This window comes from Aliivibrio sp. SR45-2, from assembly GCF_963890165.1.
GTDB lineage: Bacteria > Pseudomonadota > Gammaproteobacteria > Enterobacterales > Vibrionaceae > Aliivibrio > Aliivibrio salmonicida.
In genome coordinates, this window is record NZ_CAWPRC010000111.1 from 146,998 (window position 1) to 166,096 (window position 19,099).

Here is a 19,099-nt window from a genome sequence, read left to right on the forward strand (position 1 = left end):
TGATTCATCTCTTCAAGGATCACTAATAATTAAAGGAATAGAATAATGACTACACCTAAAAAACGAATTTTAATGGTTCTGACTTCACATTCTGACCTTGGTAATACTGGCGAGAAAACAGGATTTTGGATTGAAGAGTTTGCGGCACCTTATTACGTATTTCTTGATGCCGGAATTGACATTACACTGGCCTCTCCGCTAGGTGGACAACCGCCTATCGATCCAAACAGTGAATTAGAAAACTTTCAAACGGACGCCACTCGTCGTTTTGATAACGATGAATCAGCACAACAGACGTTAGCAAGCACTCACACGTTAAGCGATATCAAAGCTGACGATTACGATGCTGTATTCTACCCTGGTGGTCACGGGCCATTATGGGATCTGGTTGATGATAAAAACTCAATCGCTCTTATTGAAACGCTATTAAATAGCAATAAACCCGTTGCTGCTGTCTGTCACGCCGGTGCGGTATTATTGAATGCAAAAGACACCGCAGGTCAATCAATAGTAAAAGATAAAGCAGTAACAGGGTTCAGTAACACAGAAGAAGCCGCCGTTGCCTTAACAGACATTGTGCCGTTCTTATTAGAAGATGAGCTTAAGAAACAAGGCGGTGATTATCAAAAAGTCAGTGATTGGGCACCCTTTGTTATTCAAGATGGCCTTATCATTACAGGGCAAAACCCAGCAAGTTCTGAAAGCACGGCTGAAAAGTTGTTACTTGCTCTATAGAATCCAATAATTACCATGATTAAAAGATAGGGTATCAATATGATTACACTGCATCACCTGAATCAATCTCGTTCAAAACGCATTATTTGGTTATTAGAAGAGTTGGGCGTAGATTATCAGATTAAAGGCTACCAAAGAGATAAAGTCACTCACCTTGCCCCACAAGAGTTGAAAGACATTCATCCACTTGGTAAATCCCCTGTCATTGAAGATAATGGATTAATTATTGCGGAATCGGGGGCCATTACTGAATATTTAATTAATAAGTACAATACTCAGCTAGCACCAAAAGCAGGCAGTAATGATTATGTCGAATATTCACAATGGATGCACTTTGCTGAAAGCTCAGCCATGCTTCCATTACTACTGACCCTCTTTGTTGAGAAAGACGGCGCTGAAATGAACTTCTTACCGGCTTATGCCAGAGCAGAAACGAGTAAAGTGCTTAACTATTTTGAATCTTCACTCGTCAATAAACGCTACCTTGTAGGTGATACTTTATCTGGTGCAGATATCATGATGTCGTTCATTGTTGATATTCTAAAGCAGCGCGGACAGCTTGGTTTGTTTCCTAATATCAGCGCTTATTCTGAACAATTAGAGACGCATCCCGCACTAAATAAAGCCGACCAATTAGAAGCACAATATTAAGCTTCATTTATTAAGCTCAATCTAATTACAGATTGAGCTCTTTTCATTTTAATCTCCTCATCTCTATACCATCTATGTCATAATAATCCTTTGCATACGCTGTATTTAAAGGGACGAAAATGACTGCCACTACTTATCTTAATGACTTAAACCAACGTTATTTATCGATTCATCGCACCAAAGAAAACTTCTTTTGGGATACCTACATGGGTTTGAGCGATGATCACCAAGGCTCTACGGAAGCAGAAACCACATGGACGAACTTTTTAAGTAATGCTGAGCAAATCTCCGCAGTTAAAGAACAAATCATACTGGCTGAATCAATCACTGATAATAAAGAAAAAACACAAACCTTGATTGGTTTAAAAGGCTGGTTAGCAACATTTGAATCTCACGCAATAGAATCAAAACAAGCTCAACAGTTAAAAACAGAACTGATCAAATTTGAAGCGGGTCTATTTGAGAAAAAACAAAACCACACCATGACGTATGTAAACGAAGAAGGTGAAACGGTTGAAGGCTCTCTTCCTGTACTCGCTTCTATTGTTCGCACCAGCGCTAATGCCGCCACACGCCAATCTGCTCATCAAGCGTTTCTTGGTTTAGAGCAATGGTTACTGCAAAATGGATTTATTGAATTAATCAAACTGCGTAATAAATTCGCACGATCTCAAGGGTTTGATACTTTCTTTGATTACTCGGTAACAAAAAAAGAAAAAATGAGCGCAGATGAACTGTTTACTATTTTAGATGACTTTGAAAAACGCACACGCGATTGTCATCAAAACAGCTTAGACCAACTTGCCGCAAACAAAGGAAGTGAATCACTGCTCGCACACAACTTTGTGTTCTCGTTTGCTGGCGATGTGATGCGAGAGTTAGACCCTTACGTACCATTTTCAAAATCATTACGTCGTTGGGTTGAATCGTTTGGTCGCCTAAATATAGAATTCTCAGGCGCAGAATTAACCCTTGATCTACTCGACCGTAAAGGCAAATACCCGAATGGTTTTTGTCATGGTCCTATTCCATCATTTTACGATCAAGACCAATGGATCGCCGCTAAGGTTAACTTCACTAGCAACGCAAAACCAGACCAAATTGGCAGCGGCTACGATGGCATGAATACCTTATTCCATGAAGGGGGACACGCCGCGCATTTCTCTAACGTAAAAATGAACGCTCCGTGTTTCTCGCAAGAATTCTCACCAACGTCAATGGCCTATGCAGAAACGCAATCTATGTTTTGTGACAGCTTATTAGCTGATGCTGATTGGTTAAAACAATACGCGTTAGATACCGATGGAAAACCAGTGCCTGACGATATCATTAAAGCGATGATCGACAGTAAACAACCATTTAAAGCGTACCAAGAGCGCAGTATTTTAGTGGTACCGTATTTTGAACGTACGTTATACCAGCTAAGCGATTCAGACTTAACCCCTGAAAACATCACCAAGTTAGCTCGTACTTCTGAGAAAAAAATACTTGGATTAGAATGCAGCCCTCGCCCATTAATGGCGATTCCTCACTTAGTGTCTGATGAAGCTTCGTGTGCTTATCATGGTTACTTATTAGCGCACATGGCGGTCTATCAAACTCGTGCATACTTTACTAAGAAATTTGGTTTCTTGGCGGATAACCCAAAAATCGGGCCTTTGCTGGCTAAGCACTATTGGAATGCAGGCAACAGCGTAAATCATAATGATTCTATTGTTGCCCTTACTGGTGAAGGGTTTAATGCTAAATACTTAGCGGATGAATGTAATCTATCGGTAGAAGATGCTTGGAAAGCAGAACAACAAAAGATTGCAGACATGAACACACGTACTCAAGCTAACATTTCGCCATTACATGCCAATATCACGGTGATTGATGGGGCTAACACTTTGGCAAGTAACGCTGAATCAAATGCAAAAATGTGTGATGAATTTGAAGCGTATATTATGAAAACGTACGGCTGCTAGCCTTATATTAATCACGATATAATCAATCCGTTTATCTAGCCTCGCTGGTAAACGGATTTTTTATGCGTATTCATTGATCACTCTGTACGTTGCCATTCCTGTAAGTCTTCAGGGGTATCAATATCAAAAAGAATACCGATATCATCAACTTCTACAGTCATTAAATTCGCTCTGTTTTTCTTAATCACTGAGCTCGCGCCTTTTTCTCCGGTTAATAAACAGAGAGCGTTAAGGTAACTCGAACCAAAACACACTGGGTGACCAAAGCATCCATTAATATTAGGTCTCACAATCTTATTTTTCTGAGCCATCGAGAGTATGGAGCGATAACTGTCGTCTTTAATATTCGGCATATCCGCCAAACAAACCGAAATACTCAAATAAGAATCACAGTATTTATGATTAACGTACTGAGATCCGACCGAAATACTGGTGCCTAACGAAATATCGTCATTTGGCGCGGCGACCAGTTCAGCCTTTTGATCGATAAATAAGCTTTTAATCATCTCATCGTGATGTCGATGTACCACAACCACAAGATCAAAGTGTTCTTTCATCACGGCGTAAGTCTGCATCAATAACGGCGTCGCACCTGCTAACCGCTTATCACCATTAAATCGTGTCGACCACCCAGCAGCCAATAACAAACCAATATGACGGGGAAAACGAGCCATATGCTTACCTTTGTAAATAACGCTGCTGAGTGACATGAGCAAGAATGGATAAGGCGATTTCCATGGGGGTTTTACTGCCAATATCCAGCCCTATTGGCGCATGTAATTTGGCAATGTCTTGTTCTGATAATTCACAGATACGCTGTAAACGCTCTTTCCTCTTAACACTGTTATTGTGAGAGCCCATTGCCCCAAGATAAAATGCATCCGATTCAAATGCCGTCATCAATCCAACGTCATCAATCCAACGTCATCAATCCGAGGATCATGAGCTAAAGCCAATATTGCAGTTGTACTCGTCGTATTTTCTTCAACAAACATATCGGGAGATCGCCAACAAACATCCACGCCGCCGACATCAGAGGTAAAATGCCACGATGCTGCAAGCTCTTCACGCATATCACATATTTGAACTTTATAACCCGCCAGTAAACCTAATTTTGCCACTAAATAACTGACTTCACCGATACCTAGAATCAATAATTGCCATACTTGACTGTAATTACACATGATCTCATGCTCATTAATATCAATACTTTGTTCATTAAAATTCGTATCAACATTCACCTCATAATGTTCAGAACGCCGACTGATGACTCGCTGATAAGCCACTTTATTCTTTGCCGCACCTAACCATTCTGTCAGATGATGTATCGTCTCGGTTGTAGGTCTAAGGCATTCAACAATTAATTCTATTGTCCCACCACAAGGCAGTTCTACTACTTTCCCACTGGATAAATCATTACCATAAGTAAACAAACTTACGTTCTCTGTAAAATGCCCTTTGGCTAACATTTTTACAAACTCGTCTTCTAAGCAACCGCCAGAAATAGACCCCGAACGAACATGACCATCAGTGGAAAATAAAGATCCTATCGGCCGAGGAGAAGACCCATAAGTCGCTGAAATCGTACATAACCACGCGGTTTTATCTTGCGCCAACCATTTCACTGTTTTCTGAATAACATCAATATCACTAAACTGCATATCACCCAACCAAATTGGCTATAACGTAAAATAAAAAGGCGAATAGCGTTTCATTCTATTCGCCCTTGTCGATATTAATTAATGTAAATCAACTTTCATGTTTTCACGAATTGTCGACATATCTAAGGTCGTCATATCACCCGCTTGTTCGCTCCAAGTCACCCGTAAATAATTAATCAAATCTTTCATTTCTTCATCATTTAATTCTGTTGCATAGCTTGGCATCGCATAAAAACTCGAGGTGACTTTATAGTGTTGCCCCTCAATGCCATTTAATAATATGGATGCCACATTGTAGGGACTCTTTCTATCAATCGTCGCATTTCCGGCCATAGCAGGCGTCACATTCGGTACTCCGCTACCCTCTTGGCCATGGCAACCCGCACAATACGCCATATAAGTTTTATAACCTGGTAATGCTTTATCATGCCCTTTATTGGTTAATGCCTTCGCTTTTATATCATCGTCATTATCAAGTAAATACGTTGATACTGACCTTAAATCTTCTTCTGTTAATTTACTGTAACTGTGGTAAACCACGGGGTACATTCCCCCAAAAACCGTTCCTTTACGAGAGTAACCATTGACAAACAAATTGGTTAGATCGTCGTGTGTCCAGTTTTGCCTATTAAGCTCTTCAGGCGTAATATTAGGCGCTTCAAAGCTTCCTAACACTTCCCCCTCAAAGTGTTTGTCTTGCTCCATCGCAAAAACAACATTACGGGGAGTATGACATTCGCCACAATGGCCTAACACATTGACAAGGTAGTCGCCTCTGTTCCAGCGTTCACTTTTAGTCGGATTTGGTTTGAAATGTTCATCTTTATTATTGAGTAAATTCCATCCCTTCAAACCCATTCGAATATTAAAGGGAAAACTGATCCCCAACTCTTTATTTTCTTTATTTACGGGTTTCACTTGCATGAAATACGCATACAATGCTTTGGTGTCTTCATCAGATAATCCATGATACGAAGTGTACGGCATTGCAGGGTATAAATTTCCTTTTGGAGCAACCCCGTTATGCATCACATCATAAAAATCATCGTAACTATAGTTACCAATCCCCGTTTCTTTGTCTGATGTAATGTTTGTGGAATATACAATACCAAATGGAGTATCAAAAGGTAATCCGCCAGCAAACTCTTGTCCACCAACCTCGGTATGACAGGCTACGCAATCCCCTATTTTAACCAAATAGGCTCCTTGTTCTACCGCTTCTACTGCGTCTTTTTCTGCGGCGGCATGTACGTTAACCGTTAATAATAATGCTGAAAAAAAAGAAACAACAGGCATTAATATACTCTTCGGGGTTCTTAGTTTAGATACATTCATTACACCGTTAATCCTTTTGTATTTAAAATTAAGTCACGAACTCCTTCGTAATATTTAACATAGCCCGTGCAGCGACAAATATGATCATTGAGAGCTTCTTCAATCACGCTTTCCACTTGATCTTTGGCAATCGGTTTCTTTTCTAAACGCTCGATTAATGCGGTGGTTTCATTAATAAATCCAGAAGTACACCATCCACATTGGAACGAGAAATGCTCCAAAAATGTTTTTTGTACTGGCGTTAATTTGGTAATTTCGCCCGCTGAATTTCGTTCGGCATGCCCTTCGATAGTACGAATTTTTTTGCCTTCAAAACGCTCAACCCCATTAATGCAAGTACGAACCACTTCACTTACGCCATTCTTTCCTTCAACAATGACAGTACATGCATGACATACACCGACACCACAACCAAACTTAGTCCCCGTGAGATTTAAATATTCATGTAAGAACTCAATCATCATGGTGCCTTCAGCAACATCAACAGCACCTGTTGACTTATCGTTCACGGTCATCTGGATTTTAACTGTCATTTAATGCACCCTTAATTTTCATTGCTGTCATTGGTAAATCATAAAATCGGACATTCGTCGCTTGATACACCGCTTCCACTAACGCAGGTACAATCGGGATCATCACCACTTCGCCAATCCCTTTACTTGGGTCTGTTTTAGACAGTGGAGGCAAAATGGTATGGCTTTGATTCCATACTCCCACCTGTTTTGCTTTTGGAACGTGATAACGATTTAAATTCCAAGTCCCATTGCCTGCCCCTTCTTCTAACGGCGGAAGTTCTTCATATAACGCATGACCGATCCCCATAGCTAAACCACCTTGAATTTGCCCTTCAACAAGCTCATTCACAATCACTTTTCCCGCTTCTAACCACGTATGGCTATTAAGAATATCAACCTCACCCGTTGATTCATTCACAGAGACTTCAACAATCGTTGCACAAGGCGCATAGTAAGTAACCATTGCATTATTCAGCTCTGCTTTTGGGTAGAACATATTTGAACGGGTCAAAAGATGGAATCCGTTTGATCCCATTAACGCCTTGCGTTCTTTTGATGCGCCTTCGCCGTATTGAACCGCCAAACCGTCGGCTTCTATATGTATGCTATTACCTAACACCTCAAAATCAGCATCTGCCCACGCCCAACGATTAAAGGCATGAACCATTGCCCCTGTGACTAACCCATTTTGGTGTGCGTATTCAGCTAACATAGATAAAGGCAAAGCAGGATAACCAGCGGCACTTAGTTTACCCTCGGTCCATTCACCTGCACTTGAATCATCAAGATTAGTATTGGCGTATGAACTGTTAAAGAAATTCTTTTTCCAAATCGCCACTGCGGCAGGCCACAACGCATGTTCATAAATAACATTGGCGGCAAGACGAGTCGCGTGCGTTTGATAAAAAGCAGACATGGACGCAGATGATGCCATTCCTTTTACAGGCGTCCATCGTGGGTCTGGCGTCATTTCATCTTGCTGAACTTGAGAAATGAAATACGGGTTATACGTTTGGAACTGTTCTAGTGCATCCCAAATATCAGTCTCTGCCAACCTAACAACACTAGCACGACGACCTAATTCATCACTCACAACTTCGGCTTGTGATGTTTGCGTTCCGGTCCCCATTTCCATAGAGCAGATATCGACTTCAATTTTCCCTTCTTTTGTCAGAAAAACAGCGGCACTCGGCGCTGCCGCCCCCGTTCCATAGTCTTTAGTTACTATTCCAAAACCAACCCCGTATTTTTTACCCGGGTTTTGTGCATCAAAATTCTGCTTAGCCGCCGCTTGATTAACCCAAATAGGATGATTTATTGCCGATTCTAAAATCTCTTGATAACGTAAAGCCCCATTTGGTATTGCACCTTGTGTATTACGCTGACCAGACACCATTACATTTGCTTGTCTCAATTTAATCGCATCAACACCGAGATCTGACGCCATTTCATTCATCATTGATTCCATCGTTGCCATCGATTGCAAAGTACCGTAGCCACGCATAGAGCCACTTGTCGGATTTGCTGACGCATGAGCCACCGCTTTGATGTCATTTTTCGGAATGTAATAAATGCCTTGCATCCCTGTCGCACCCACCATAGTGACAGATCCAGTAAAATTGACTCGCCCACCACCATCAACGTCTATATCTGATTTAAGCGCTTGTATTTTTAGTGTTTTTTTATCAACCGCTAAACGATTATTCATTTTGAATGGATGACGTTTTAGGCCTGATTGAAATTGTTCAAAACGATTGTTTGCGACATGAATTGGCTTGTCTGAATACATCGCCGCGACAAGACCATAATAAGGAAAGATCGAGTGATCTTTTGCACCAAAGCCACCGCCAATAAAGGGCGAATGAACCACAAGGTGTTTCACTTTTCCTTTTAACGGACTGCTCGCTAGCATATGTACTGCTTGCTCTTGGAAATCTTGCGGAGACTGGCTGGTGATCACGGTATGGAACGTGCCCTCTTTAGGGTCAAACCAACCATTAAACGCTTCTGGTTCTAGCATCATTGGTTCAATAATTTGAGTGGTGTACTCTTTTTCAAGCACGAGCCAATCTTCATTCTTTTTGTGTTCTGTTATTTCATTATTAATTTCATTCGCGTAATACATTCCACGCTCAGACACATCACCATTCACATTTTTTAGTGTCGGCCATATCGCTTTATGCGCTTTGTAATTAGGAAAGAAAATACCGTCCTGCAATGGACTGTATTTATCTTCATCATTAGGATTATCGCCTTCAACACGAATTATTCGCCAGCTACTTTGGGGATCAGAACTTGCGGAGAAATAAGGAGTTTCTTTGCCGTATTGAACCACATTAAGACCAAACTCAAGCATCGATTTGGCTTTTTTATACGCTGGAAAATCATCAAATAATAAAATAGCGACAGCATGACCAAAATAATGCGCAGTTTGCCCTTCACTAAGCAACATATCTGCACCAAAAAAAACAGGTAACTCTATGCTGTCTTTACGCAAGTCATCGGCAGTAATCACCTTACTGGGTTGTGCATTCGCGGGCAAAGACGACAGATCAATGCCAGTGAACACATGAGTCGCATCACTTGCTCGTAAAATAAAACCATACCCTTGTTGGTCTGGCCATCCCGGCATATCTATGGCTCGATAATCTCGCCCATAAATTTTTTCGCCAGTCACTTTCGCTACGCCATCTAATCTAAATTTAGGCGTCTCACCATCATGCCATTCGCGTAATAATTCAGGTGACAATATTGATGATTCGACGCTGCCCATCTTGGCTAATAAAGGCGCAGAATACACAGCGACACCACCAATAACGCAGCGTTTAATAAAAGATCGTCGAGTTGAACTTAGATTTAATTCCATTTTTTATGATGCCGTTTAATATTCTAGATACTTTAAAGCTAGCATATAATATAAAAAAGAGGCCAATAAATAGCCTATTGGTGAAGCCAGATCTCGTCCTTGTAACATTTACTTACCACTCATTATGCAGCTAGAGAGCAAACGCGAAATCAAATTAATTATTTTAAAATCAAAAGGTTAACTTGCGAACTTTTGTAATCAAAGCACTTAATTTGATTATTCCCTTTCATAGGCACGTTTCCCCATCAAAGTCATCCTCATTTTAATTAACCATTATCTAACATATTGACATTATTATAATAACTTGAAAAATCCCCCGATGTCACTTCGTCATACCTAACGACGATGACATTCACGTCTGCTCATTATTCATAATCAAATCGGTAATAGGATGACAAATTCACTCTATTTTATCGTTTAAAATGTGAGCATAAACCAAGAACAATCACGACTCATTCGACAGCCCTCTCTTCCTCTGCCAATCTTTCCCTGCTTTAATTTTTTAGATCAACTTTTACCTACCTCCAATTGATACGATTAAGGAATATCTATGCAGTGGAAAGCATCAACTCTCGCGTTATTGATTTCAGCCTCACTTATTACTCCAGCCTCGTTCGCCGCGCAAAGTACCGATAACATTGCCCCCGAAGCCGCAACAGGTCTTACTCAACAGAATTTGGTTGAGGGAAAAGAATGGATGATCGCTTCTGCTAACCATTATGCGAGTGAAGCCGGCGCTGAAATGCTACGTAAAGGCGGTAACGCGATTGATGCCATGGTCGCCACACAATTGGTACTAGGATTGGTCGAACCGCAATCATCAGGGATCGGCGGTGGTGCATTTTTGGTTTATTGGGATGCAAAAAAGAAAGCCCTTACCACCTTTGATGGTAGAGAAACAGCACCATTAGAAGTGACACCACAACTTTTTCAAGATGATAAAGGCCAACCACTGAAGTTTTATGATGCCGTTGTTGGCGGTCGTTCAGTCGGCACTCCGGGAACCATAAAATTGATGTGGGATACCCATCAAAAATTAGGCAAACTAGATTGGAAAACACTCTTTGAACCGGCCATAAAACTCGCTAAAGACGGATTTACGGTAAGCCCACGTTTAGCGACTTTAGTGAAGAATGACCAAGAATATCTACAACGTTCTCCAGCCGCTAAAACCTACTTCTTCAACCAAGACGGTTCCCCGATCACCGCTGGACAGGATCTTAAAAACCCAGATTACGCAAAAACGCTGCAAGCCATTTCAGATAACGGAGCGGTGGCCTTCTACCAAGGAGATATTGCCAAACGTATTGTAAATACCGTCAGAAATGAAACCGCTAACCCCGGCGTCCTTAATCTTATTGATTTCACCGCGTATCAAGTAAAAGAACGTGAGCCCGTGTGTGCGCCTTATCGCCAATACTCTATTTGTGGTATGGGTCCTCCGAGCTCAGGGGCGTTAACTCTGGGACAAATACTGGGCATGTTAAGTCATTACCCCCTATCAGACATGGGTAAAGACGATGTACAGAGTTGGAAATTACTTGGTGATGCTTCGCGTTTAGCGTTCGCTGACCGAGGAAAATACATGGCCGACAGTGATTATGTGCCAATGCCAACACAAGGATTATTAGATAACGATTATTTAAAAAAACGCGCTGAATTACTCAAAGGGAAAGAGGCATTAACGGAAACCTCGGCAGGCTCACCACCTTGGTCTCATGCCCACAATTACGCATTAGATGAAGCGATTGAATTGCCTTCAACCAGTCATTTCTCCATTGTCGATAAAGACCGTAATGTGGTTTCAATTACTACGACCATCGAGAATGGCTTTGGCTCTCGTTTAATGGTCGGCGGTTTCTTATTAAATAATGAATTAACCGATTTCTCTTTCCGCAGCCAAGTTGATGGCGTACCTATTGCAAACCGCATTGAGCCGGGGAAACGTCCACGTTCATCTATGGCACCCACCATTGTCATGGAAAACAACAAACCTTACATGGCGATAGGCTCTCCGGGTGGCAGTCAAATTATCGGATACGTAGCAAAAACATTGGTCGCTCATCTTGATTGGGATCTGAACTTACAGCAAGCCATTGATTTGCCGAACATGAACAATCGCTTTGGGGCATTTGAAATTGAAAAAGACACAGCAGCAGAGGCGTGGGGTCCTAAACTAGAAAAACTCGGGTTTACGATCCAAGTAAAAGAGTTAAATTCAGGGGTCCAAGCCATTAAATTACAAGGTGATTCATTAATTGGTGCGGCAGATCCTCGTCGAGAAGGAAAAGTCATCGCTCAATAAACCACAGCAAAGTGTAACAACCTCATTAAAGTAGGGTATTTTTCGCCCTACTTTTCTTATCTCATGTGATGCTAGTTCATACTATTGGCATTCTGTTCACATCAATAAAACTGAATACGATTGCGGTCACAATACCCATCATTATCAACCTTTAGGATAACGTCATTGTTGAACACTTTGGAATGAATAATGAAACGTACTCTATTAACCCTTTCACTTGCAGTTATCTTCTCTGGCTCACTTTATTCTGCAAATGTTGATGCGGCTTTAGACACCGTGCAACCACAAGCTGACTACACAGAAATGACGTCACAACGTCAAGTGGTTGATCAGCTACTTAATGATGCTTATCAAGTCTTCAAAAACCCATCTCGTATTTCTCATGCAGGGTTCACGGCAAAAATGCCAAGCAATATGGAGATGATCACCAATCGTCTGCTTGAAGCTTATCAACTTGAACCTTACAGAACTGATTTACTTTTCTCTGCCGCCAATGCTCAAATCTATAACAGCAATGTTGATCGTGCAATTGAACTTTTCACGCAAATTTTAACCGTCGCTCCTGATGATGTCGATGCACATTCTTACTTAGTGATTTGGCAAAATTTTAAAGGCAACAAAAGTGAAGTCGGTCGTCATTTAAATGCACTTGAATCACTGAATCCGGGTCGTGTTGCTGATTTGAAAAAAATCATGTCTACCGTAGACAGAATTGTTGCCACACCACTTAGCAATACCATCAAAAAGCAAGCGAAAGGAAACAACGCCATTATCACCTTGGGTTACGCCCTTAATCCTGATGGCAGCATGAACCCTATTTTAATTGACCGCTTAAATGCCACATTAGACATGGCGAAAAAGAACCCTGATGCTTACATTGTCGTCACCGGTGGGGTGCCTAAAAACCACAAAACCGAAGGCAAATTAATGGCCGATTGGTTAGTAAAAAATGGCATTGATTCATCTCGAATCATTGAAGATAACTACGCACGAAGCACGGTAGAAAATGCGCTGTACGGCAGTTATGCGTTGGCTCGACACAAGATTGATCACGCTACCATCATAAGCTCAGCAAGCCATGTACGCCGTGGGCAAACTTTATTTGAAGTAGCAAGCTGGCACACCGGCCCTAAAGGGATCACATTTGATACTTATTCTGCTAATGATAAGCCATTAGAAGAATTAAAAGTTCCTACCGATGGTGAATTACTGGGTATCTACCGCGATGCATTACGTGTTTATGGCATGTGGAGCTACCGCTCATATCCATTAGAGCAGCGTTAATTGCAATAAATCGCTTATCTAATGATAAATAAAAAAAGGTGACCTATTATGGGTCACCTTTTTTGCTAATTATGCATTTCCTGCCTGAATTCAAGACGGCTAATGGTTTGGTATTAAGGCATAACAAACGCCATTTGTACCGCACCAATAAAGCACGCTGAGCGACACAAACCACAACCATCGCATAAGGAAGTGTCTACCTTCGGTAATTTTCTTAGTTCAATTACAATCGCCTTTTGTGGACAAGCATCAGCACACACCTCACAACCGCCAGAAAGCTTATTATTACAACTTGACGTAAATTGTGGTCTCAGGTTGATCATTCTATTTTGATCACTTAATGCGCCTGAACTACACACCGATTTACACTCACCACAGTAGGTGCAATGATTGTAATCCAAATTAAGTTGGGGCCGATTATCGACCATTTCGATAATATGCTGAGTACACGCAGAGCTGCATTTATCGCACGATTGACACAGCTCAAGAAACACCCCCTCATCCACCGCATAAGGAGGGCGAGGAACGCTTGGCTTCACTGTATTTTGAGATGACTCTTTTAACGACTTATTTGCCCCAGACAATAGCCCACGAAATAATCCTCGGCGACTGACTGTATTATGCTCTAAATAAGAACGATAATAGTTTTCATCTCTTTTATCTTTCATTAAAAATACAGCTTATAATTATGCGGTATTATATTTAACTCTTTCTGTAATAACGCTAACCATTCAAAAGCAACGCAAGCTAACGAGGTGTAGATTTCTGTTTTTCCATTTTTCTTTACTAATTCTAAATAATGGTATGCCCATGGTAATAAATGCTCCGATAATAATTCTATTATTATTTCTTCATTTTTATCTTGTTCAATCATCATCGCCATTGCGAGTAAAGAAAGTCCAAACTGATCTTCTGGTTCTCTCATTCCTGTATTTAATTCAATATCGTTAGCTAATAAAAACTGACGAAATCGCAATGTAGAATCACCAAAGATGACTTGCTCTCTATCTAAATACACAGATCCCCAAGGCGGAGCAGGCATCACATCACAACCTTCAAACAAGGCTTGAAAGTCGCTGTTAATGTCATCTTTTGAAGTAGATTCATAGGCTTGAATGAAATCAGAAAATCCAGTTTCATTCAGATCTTCACTTTTTTTTATCGCCTCTATGTATTGCACATTATTCTGGTGGCTTAATGGGTAATAGAAAAAACTTCCTAATAATTTGGCAACAACAATTACATTTTCCATAAAATCTCATTACATAAATAATGTTAACTAATTAAGGAAAGCCTACGCTAAGGCTTATTTTTTTAATTTGTTCTGACGCAACTTTTATATCAGTTATGAATTTAAATTTCGCCAGTAATCACAATTAATAATTCTCTTAATAGTGAGATTAACTCCAAAAATTGAGAATATATATTCATTCGTTTACTGCAGTTACTTTTATTGATCAAAAACAAAGTTCACTACTGATAAAAAAGAAACTATACATGAGTACCTATAAGTAGGTAGTTAATCGGAATGATAATAGTTTTCATATAAACAAAATATATCATCGTGCAGATATAATATAGAGAATGTCGAGCCATGAAATTAAAATTAAAACAATTATTAACACCAAAAATCAGTCGTCGTAACTTCGTTAAGTCGGGATCGGTTCTTGGTGGTTTTGCTGCAATTACGAGTGGAATTACTCTCCCTTTTGCATCACGTTCAGCCAATGCAGAGACGCCAACACTTCCTACTGAAGACAAAGTAGTGTGGAGCGCATGTACAGTGAACTGTGGTAGCCGTTGCCCACTTCGTATGCACGTCTCTGATGGTGAAATTAAGTGGGTTGAAACCGATAATACTGGTAACGACGAATATGGAAATCATCAAGTAAGAGCCTGTTTACGAGGGCGCTCTATGCGTCGTCGTGTTTATAATCCTGACCGTTTAAAATACCCAATGAAGCGTATTGGCGCCCGTGGAGAAGGTAAATTTAAACGCATCACTTGGGATGAAGCTTTTACTGAAATCGCTGGTAACATTAACCGCATTAAAAAAGAATACGGCAACGAAGCTATTTACCTAAACTACGGTACGGGTACATTAGGCGGTACAGTCACTAAATCATGGCCTCCGGGTGGCAGTTTAATCGCCCGTTTAATGAATTTAAATGGCGGTTACTTAAACCATTATGGTGATTACTCTTCTGCACAAATTGCTGAGGGTTTAAGTCACACGTATGGGGGTTGGGCAAACAACAACTCACCATCCGATTTAGAAAACACGAAACTTATCGTTCAGTTTGGTAATAACCCTGCTGAAACTCGTATGTCTGGTGGCGGTGTTATTCATCACTTCATGGAAGGCAAAGAAAGATCAAACGCGCGTTTAATCGTGATTGATCCTCGTTATACCGATACGGCTGGTGGTCGTGAAGATCAGTGGATCCCTATTCGTCCCGGTACTGATACCGCATTCATTGCAGCAATGGCGCATGTGATGATCGAAGAAGAGCTGATTGACCAAGCGTTCTTAGACACATACTGCGTAGGCTTTGATTCAACAACATTGCCAAAATCAGCACCGGCAAACAGTGATTATAAATCATACATCCTTGGTTTAGGCGCGGATGGTGTAGAAAAAACACCAAAATGGGCATCAACAATCACTGGTATCCCTGAAGACATTATCATCAAAACGGCTCGTGAAATTGGCTCAACAAAACCTTGTGCCATTATTCAAGGTTGGGGGATCCAACGTACTGCCAATGGTGAAATCGCTTCTCGTGCTATCGCAATGCTGTCGTTATTAACGGGTAATGTGGGCATTAATGGCGGTGGCAGTGGTGCTCGTGAAGGCAGTTCAAGCATTCCGTTTGTACGTTTCCCTACACTACAAAATCCTATTGAAACCTCTATTCCAATGTTCCTTTGGACCGATGCGATTACTCGTGGTCCAGAAATGACAGCAATCAAAGATGGTATTCGCGGTAAAGATAAGCTCGATGTGCCTATCAAGTTTATTTGGAACTACGCAGGCAACTGTATTATCAACCAACACTCTGATATCAACCGCACGCACACCATCTTACAAGATGATAAAGCCTGTGAAATGATCGTTGTTGTCGATAACCACATGACCTCATCGGCGAAATACGCCGATATCGTATTACCGGATTTAACAACCTCTGAGCAATCTGATTTCTGTATGGATGCCTCTGCCGGTAATATGCCTTATTTCATTTTTGCCTCTCAAGCCATCAAACCTCAATTTGAAGCAAAAAGCATCTATGACATTTGTACTGGCCTTGCCGATAAATTAGGTGTGAAAGAAGCCTTTACTGAAGGACGAGATCAAGAAGGATGGTTACGTCATCTTTACCAATTAACTCGCGCTCAAGATCCAAGTCTTCCTGAATTTGATGCAATGCGAGAGCAAGGGATCTACAAACGCAAAGTAGAAGAACATTACGTCGCTTATAAAGAGTTCCGTAATGATCCTGAAGCAAACCCGCTTTCTACGCCATCAGGAAAAATTGAAATTTATTCTGAAAAACTGGCCGAACTCGCAAGCACATGGACATTAGAAAGCGATGAAGTGATTCATCCTCTGCCTATCTATGTCCCTAACTTCGAAGGGTATGAAGATTCAAAAACAGGTAACTATCCTCTGCAATTAACTGGCTTCCATTATAAAGCTCGTGCGCACTCAACCTACGGGAACGTAAGTCTACTAAAAGACGCGGCACCGCAAGAAATGTGGATGAACCCAATGGATGCACAAGGCCGAGGCATCAAAAATGGCGATTTAATCCGTATTTTTAATGACCGTGGTGAATTGCACATTGCTGTAAAAGTCACTCCGCGCATGATGCCAGGTGTTGTTGCATTAGGTGAAGGCGCTTGGTATGCACCAGATGGACAAAAAGTGGACCACGGTGGTTGTATCAACGTACTGACAACACAACGCCCTAGCCCATTGGCAAAAGGCAATCCACAGCACACCAACTTGGTGGATGTACAACTGGTTAAAAAGGCATAAGGGTTAAATAATGAAACAATACGGCTTTTATATCGATTCAAGTAAGTGTACTGGTTGTAAAACATGCCAACTTTCTTGTAAAGACAACAAAGATTTAGATGTGGGTGTTAACTTTCGTCGTGTCTATGAATACGCAGGAGGTGATTGGCTAAAAGAAGGCGAAATTTATCGCCAAAGCGTCTATTCATACTACCTTTCAATTGCGTGTAATCATTGTGATGAACCCGCTTGTACTAAAGTATGTCCATCAGGTGCGATGCACAAACGTGAAGATGGCTTTGTTGTGGTTGACGAAGAAATCTGTATCGGCTGTAAATACTGCACCATGGCATGCCCTTATGGTGCCCCTCAGTACAATGAAGAAAAAGGTCACATGACGAAATGTGATGGTTGTTATGAGCGTGTTGGCCAAGGCTTAGAACCAATTTGTGTGGGATCTTGTCCATTACGCGCATTAGAGTTCGGCCCAATTGCTGAACTGCGTGAAAAATACGGCACGAATGCCGATGTCGCACCATTACCATCATCATTGATTACAAAGCCTAACATTGTAATTAAACCGAACCGTAATGCTCGTCCAACTGACGATAAAACCGGTCACCTAGCAAATCCGAAGGAGGTATAACATGGCTTGGCATGAATGGCCGTTGATTTTATTCACGGTACTCTCACAAACTGCTGTCGGTGCTTTCTTAGTATTAGGCTGTGTGACCTTAAGTGGTAAGTTATCACAAGATGAAGACACACGCTTACACCGTAATATGTTCTTCCTTTGGGTATTAATGGGCCTTGGTTTAATGGCGTCAATAATGCACCTCGGTAGCCCATTTAGGGCATTTAATGCACTTAATCGTGTTGGTAGCTCATGGCTATCAAATGAAATATTTGCGTCTAGTGTGTTCTTTGCGGCTGGCGGTTTTTACTGGTTATTAAAAGTCATGAAGAAGGGCTCTGAAGGTGTTCATAAATCGTTGTTGCTGATTTCAATGTTGGTTGGTGTTGGGTTCATGTACGCGATGATTAAGGTATACCTTATCAATACGGTACCGACATGGAACAGCGCTTACACTCCACTGATGTTCGTTTTAACCATGACAATTTCAGGTCTGTTTTTTGCTCATACACTCCTTGTCGGAACAAAACATAAGCATCGTGATCTAGACAATACGCTGCCAACATTTGCTGCGATAGCCTTAGCAATTAGCTTAATAGTAACAATTAGCCAAATGATCGAATTAAGCCATATTAGCTCAGCGATTGTTGCCGCATCCGATTTAATCCCAAATATGATGACGCTGCAAATTCTTCGTATTGGTTTATTATTTGCTGGCTTTGCGTTGATGTTTGCTCCTCGCTTAATCTCAAGTAAACCATCATTACCAATGATGCTGTTAAGCTTTGGTTGTGTATTGATCTCTGAATTAATCAACCGCGGTGTCTTTTATGGATTACACATGTCTATAGGCATGTAATTCGCTCTTAAAACACATCCAATTTAATGGCAATAATGATTTTTCATTGTTGCCATTTTTATTTAATCATTAACATAAATCGCTGACATCCAACAATAAACGATCCACCACGTTGAATATTTTCATTGGCTTTTACCCATTTCTATGAGTTCAAATGAAACAGAAAAAAACATTCATCAAATTTATTTGGTTTGACTCGTAAATAATCACCATGAATACAGGATTACTTTACATTGCATATACATAAAAATAAGAAATAACCTACTTAG

At 40.9% G+C, this 19,099-nt stretch carries 16 protein-coding genes; 8 read left to right on the forward strand and 8 right to left on the reverse strand.

Annotated elements, in window-relative coordinates; all coding sequences use genetic code 11:
* Positions 1–45: 45 nt before the first annotated feature.
* From AACV33_RS05675 to AACV33_RS05685, 3 genes are all read left to right on the forward strand, one after another.
* A complete protein-coding gene (locus AACV33_RS05675; RefSeq protein ID WP_182699162.1) occupies positions 46–735 on the forward strand; it encodes a type 1 glutamine amidotransferase domain-containing protein in 690 nt (229 codons plus the stop codon).
* A 39-nt stretch (positions 736–774) separates the two neighbouring features.
* Positions 775–1,386, forward strand: coding sequence for a glutathione S-transferase family protein (locus AACV33_RS05680; protein WP_182699163.1), 612 nt, complete (start codon positions 775–777; stop codon positions 1,384–1,386).
* Positions 1,387–1,505: 119 nt separating this feature from the next.
* A complete protein-coding gene (locus AACV33_RS05685; RefSeq protein WP_182699164.1) occupies positions 1,506–3,353 on the forward strand; it encodes a M3 family metallopeptidase in 1,848 nt (615 codons plus the stop codon).
* Positions 3,354–3,430: 77 nt separating this feature from the next.
* Here AACV33_RS05685 and AACV33_RS05690 read toward each other — a convergent pair whose 3' ends face one another.
* The 6 genes from AACV33_RS05690 to AACV33_RS05715 form a co-directional block, all read right to left on the reverse strand.
* Positions 3,431–4,027: a nucleotidyltransferase family protein gene (locus AACV33_RS05690; RefSeq protein WP_182699165.1), complete on the reverse strand. Its 597-nt coding sequence runs from the start codon at positions 4,025–4,027 to the stop codon at positions 3,431–3,433.
* Between the two features lie 4 nt (positions 4,028–4,031).
* Complete coding sequence (locus AACV33_RS05695) at positions 4,032–4,253, reverse strand: XdhC family protein (RefSeq protein WP_255458454.1); 222 nt, start codon at positions 4,251–4,253, stop codon at positions 4,032–4,034.
* The gene (locus AACV33_RS05700) at positions 4,253–5,014 is read right to left on the reverse strand and encodes an XdhC family protein (protein ID WP_255458455.1); all 762 of its coding nucleotides are present in this window, start codon (positions 5,012–5,014) and stop codon (positions 4,253–4,255) included. Before AACV33_RS05700 ends, AACV33_RS05695 begins: the two co-directional genes overlap by 1 nt.
* A 78-nt stretch (positions 5,015–5,092) precedes the next feature.
* Positions 5,093–6,349, reverse strand: a complete 1,257-nt coding sequence (locus AACV33_RS05705) for a cytochrome c (RefSeq protein ID WP_017022576.1) — start codon at positions 6,347–6,349, stop codon at positions 5,093–5,095.
* The gene (locus AACV33_RS05710) at positions 6,349–6,882 is read right to left on the reverse strand and encodes a (2Fe-2S)-binding protein (RefSeq protein WP_017022575.1); all 534 of its coding nucleotides are present in this window, start codon (positions 6,880–6,882) and stop codon (positions 6,349–6,351) included. The genes AACV33_RS05705 and AACV33_RS05710 overlap by 1 nt, the downstream gene beginning before the upstream one ends.
* Positions 6,872–9,730, reverse strand: a complete 2,859-nt coding sequence (locus AACV33_RS05715; RefSeq protein WP_182699166.1) for a xanthine dehydrogenase family protein molybdopterin-binding subunit — start codon at positions 9,728–9,730, stop codon at positions 6,872–6,874. Before AACV33_RS05715 ends, AACV33_RS05710 begins: the two co-directional genes overlap by 11 nt.
* Before the next feature lie 550 nt (positions 9,731–10,280).
* Between AACV33_RS05715 and ggt the strand changes: the two genes are divergently transcribed.
* Both ggt and AACV33_RS05725 read left to right on the forward strand, forming a co-directional pair.
* Complete coding sequence (gene ggt, locus AACV33_RS05720; protein WP_182699167.1) at positions 10,281–12,035, forward strand: gamma-glutamyltransferase; 1,755 nt, start codon at positions 10,281–10,283, stop codon at positions 12,033–12,035.
* Between the two features lie 189 nt (positions 12,036–12,224).
* Positions 12,225–13,319: a YdcF family protein gene (locus AACV33_RS05725; RefSeq protein ID WP_065611180.1), complete on the forward strand. Its 1,095-nt coding sequence runs from the start codon at positions 12,225–12,227 to the stop codon at positions 13,317–13,319.
* A gap of 113 nt (positions 13,320–13,432) precedes the next feature.
* Here the strand turns inward: AACV33_RS05725 and napF are convergent, their stop codons facing one another.
* Positions 13,433–13,987, reverse strand: coding sequence for a ferredoxin-type protein NapF (gene napF / locus AACV33_RS05730; RefSeq protein WP_182699168.1), 555 nt, complete (start codon positions 13,985–13,987; stop codon positions 13,433–13,435).
* Positions 13,987–14,571 (reverse strand): molecular chaperone TorD family protein, encoded by a 585-nt coding sequence (locus AACV33_RS05735; RefSeq protein WP_182699169.1) that lies wholly within the window; start codon positions 14,569–14,571, stop codon positions 13,987–13,989. The genes napF and AACV33_RS05735 overlap by 1 nt, the downstream gene beginning before the upstream one ends.
* Positions 14,572–14,913: 342 nt before the next feature.
* On the opposite strand from AACV33_RS05735, the gene AACV33_RS05740 reads away from it, so the two are divergent.
* Genes AACV33_RS05740 through AACV33_RS05750 form a run of 3 tightly spaced genes read left to right on the forward strand, consistent with a single transcriptional unit; the run spans position 14,914 to position 18,830 of the window.
* On the forward strand, positions 14,914–17,358 hold the full coding sequence (locus AACV33_RS05740) for a DmsA/YnfE/YnfF family dimethyl sulfoxide reductase (RefSeq protein ID WP_023602699.1): 2,445 nt from the start codon (positions 14,914–14,916) through the stop codon (positions 17,356–17,358).
* Between the two features lie 10 nt (positions 17,359–17,368).
* Positions 17,369–17,983 (forward strand): DMSO/selenate family reductase complex B subunit, encoded by a 615-nt coding sequence (locus AACV33_RS05745; RefSeq protein ID WP_017022568.1) that lies wholly within the window; start codon positions 17,369–17,371, stop codon positions 17,981–17,983.
* A gap of 1 nt (position 17,984) precedes the next feature.
* Positions 17,985–18,830, forward strand: a complete 846-nt coding sequence (locus AACV33_RS05750; RefSeq protein WP_017022567.1) for a dimethyl sulfoxide reductase anchor subunit family protein — start codon at positions 17,985–17,987, stop codon at positions 18,828–18,830.
* The last annotated feature ends 269 nt before the right edge of the window (positions 18,831–19,099 follow it).

What these genes read in the sequence shown, in the direction of transcription:
- AACV33_RS05685 (WP_182699164.1), top strand. Translation starts at nt 1,506, where the DNA reads ATGACTGCCACTACTTATCTTAATGACTTAAACCAACGTTATTTATCG.
- AACV33_RS05745 (WP_017022568.1), top strand. Translation starts at nt 17,369, where the DNA reads ATGAAACAATACGGCTTTTATATCGATTCAAGTAAGTGTACTGGTTGT.
- AACV33_RS05705 (WP_017022576.1), bottom strand. Translation starts at nt 6,349, where the DNA reads ATGAATGTATCTAAACTAAGAACCCCGAAGAGTATATTAATGCCTGTT.
- AACV33_RS05750 (WP_017022567.1), top strand. Translation starts at nt 17,985, where the DNA reads ATGGCTTGGCATGAATGGCCGTTGATTTTATTCACGGTACTCTCACAA.
- AACV33_RS05695 (WP_255458454.1), bottom strand. Translation starts at nt 4,253, where the DNA reads ATGACGGCATTTGAATCGGATGCATTTTATCTTGGGGCAATGGGCTCT.
- AACV33_RS05725 (WP_065611180.1), top strand. Translation starts at nt 12,225, where the DNA reads ATGAAACGTACTCTATTAACCCTTTCACTTGCAGTTATCTTCTCTGGC.
- AACV33_RS05735 (WP_182699169.1), bottom strand. Translation starts at nt 14,571, where the DNA reads ATGGAAAATGTAATTGTTGTTGCCAAATTATTAGGAAGTTTTTTCTAT.
- AACV33_RS05740 (WP_023602699.1), top strand. Translation starts at nt 14,914, where the DNA reads ATGAAATTAAAATTAAAACAATTATTAACACCAAAAATCAGTCGTCGT.
- AACV33_RS05675 (WP_182699162.1), top strand. Translation starts at nt 46, where the DNA reads ATGACTACACCTAAAAAACGAATTTTAATGGTTCTGACTTCACATTCT.
- AACV33_RS05700 (WP_255458455.1), bottom strand. Translation starts at nt 5,014, where the DNA reads ATGCAGTTTAGTGATATTGATGTTATTCAGAAAACAGTGAAATGGTTG.
- AACV33_RS05715 (WP_182699166.1), bottom strand. Translation starts at nt 9,730, where the DNA reads ATGGAATTAAATCTAAGTTCAACTCGACGATCTTTTATTAAACGCTGC.
- napF (WP_182699168.1), bottom strand. Translation starts at nt 13,987, where the DNA reads ATGAAAGATAAAAGAGATGAAAACTATTATCGTTCTTATTTAGAGCAT.
- AACV33_RS05680 (WP_182699163.1), top strand. Translation starts at nt 775, where the DNA reads ATGATTACACTGCATCACCTGAATCAATCTCGTTCAAAACGCATTATT.
- AACV33_RS05690 (WP_182699165.1), bottom strand. Translation starts at nt 4,027, where the DNA reads ATGGCTCGTTTTCCCCGTCATATTGGTTTGTTATTGGCTGCTGGGTGG.
- ggt (WP_182699167.1), top strand. Translation starts at nt 10,281, where the DNA reads ATGCAGTGGAAAGCATCAACTCTCGCGTTATTGATTTCAGCCTCACTT.
- AACV33_RS05710 (WP_017022575.1), bottom strand. Translation starts at nt 6,882, where the DNA reads ATGACAGTTAAAATCCAGATGACCGTGAACGATAAGTCAACAGGTGCT.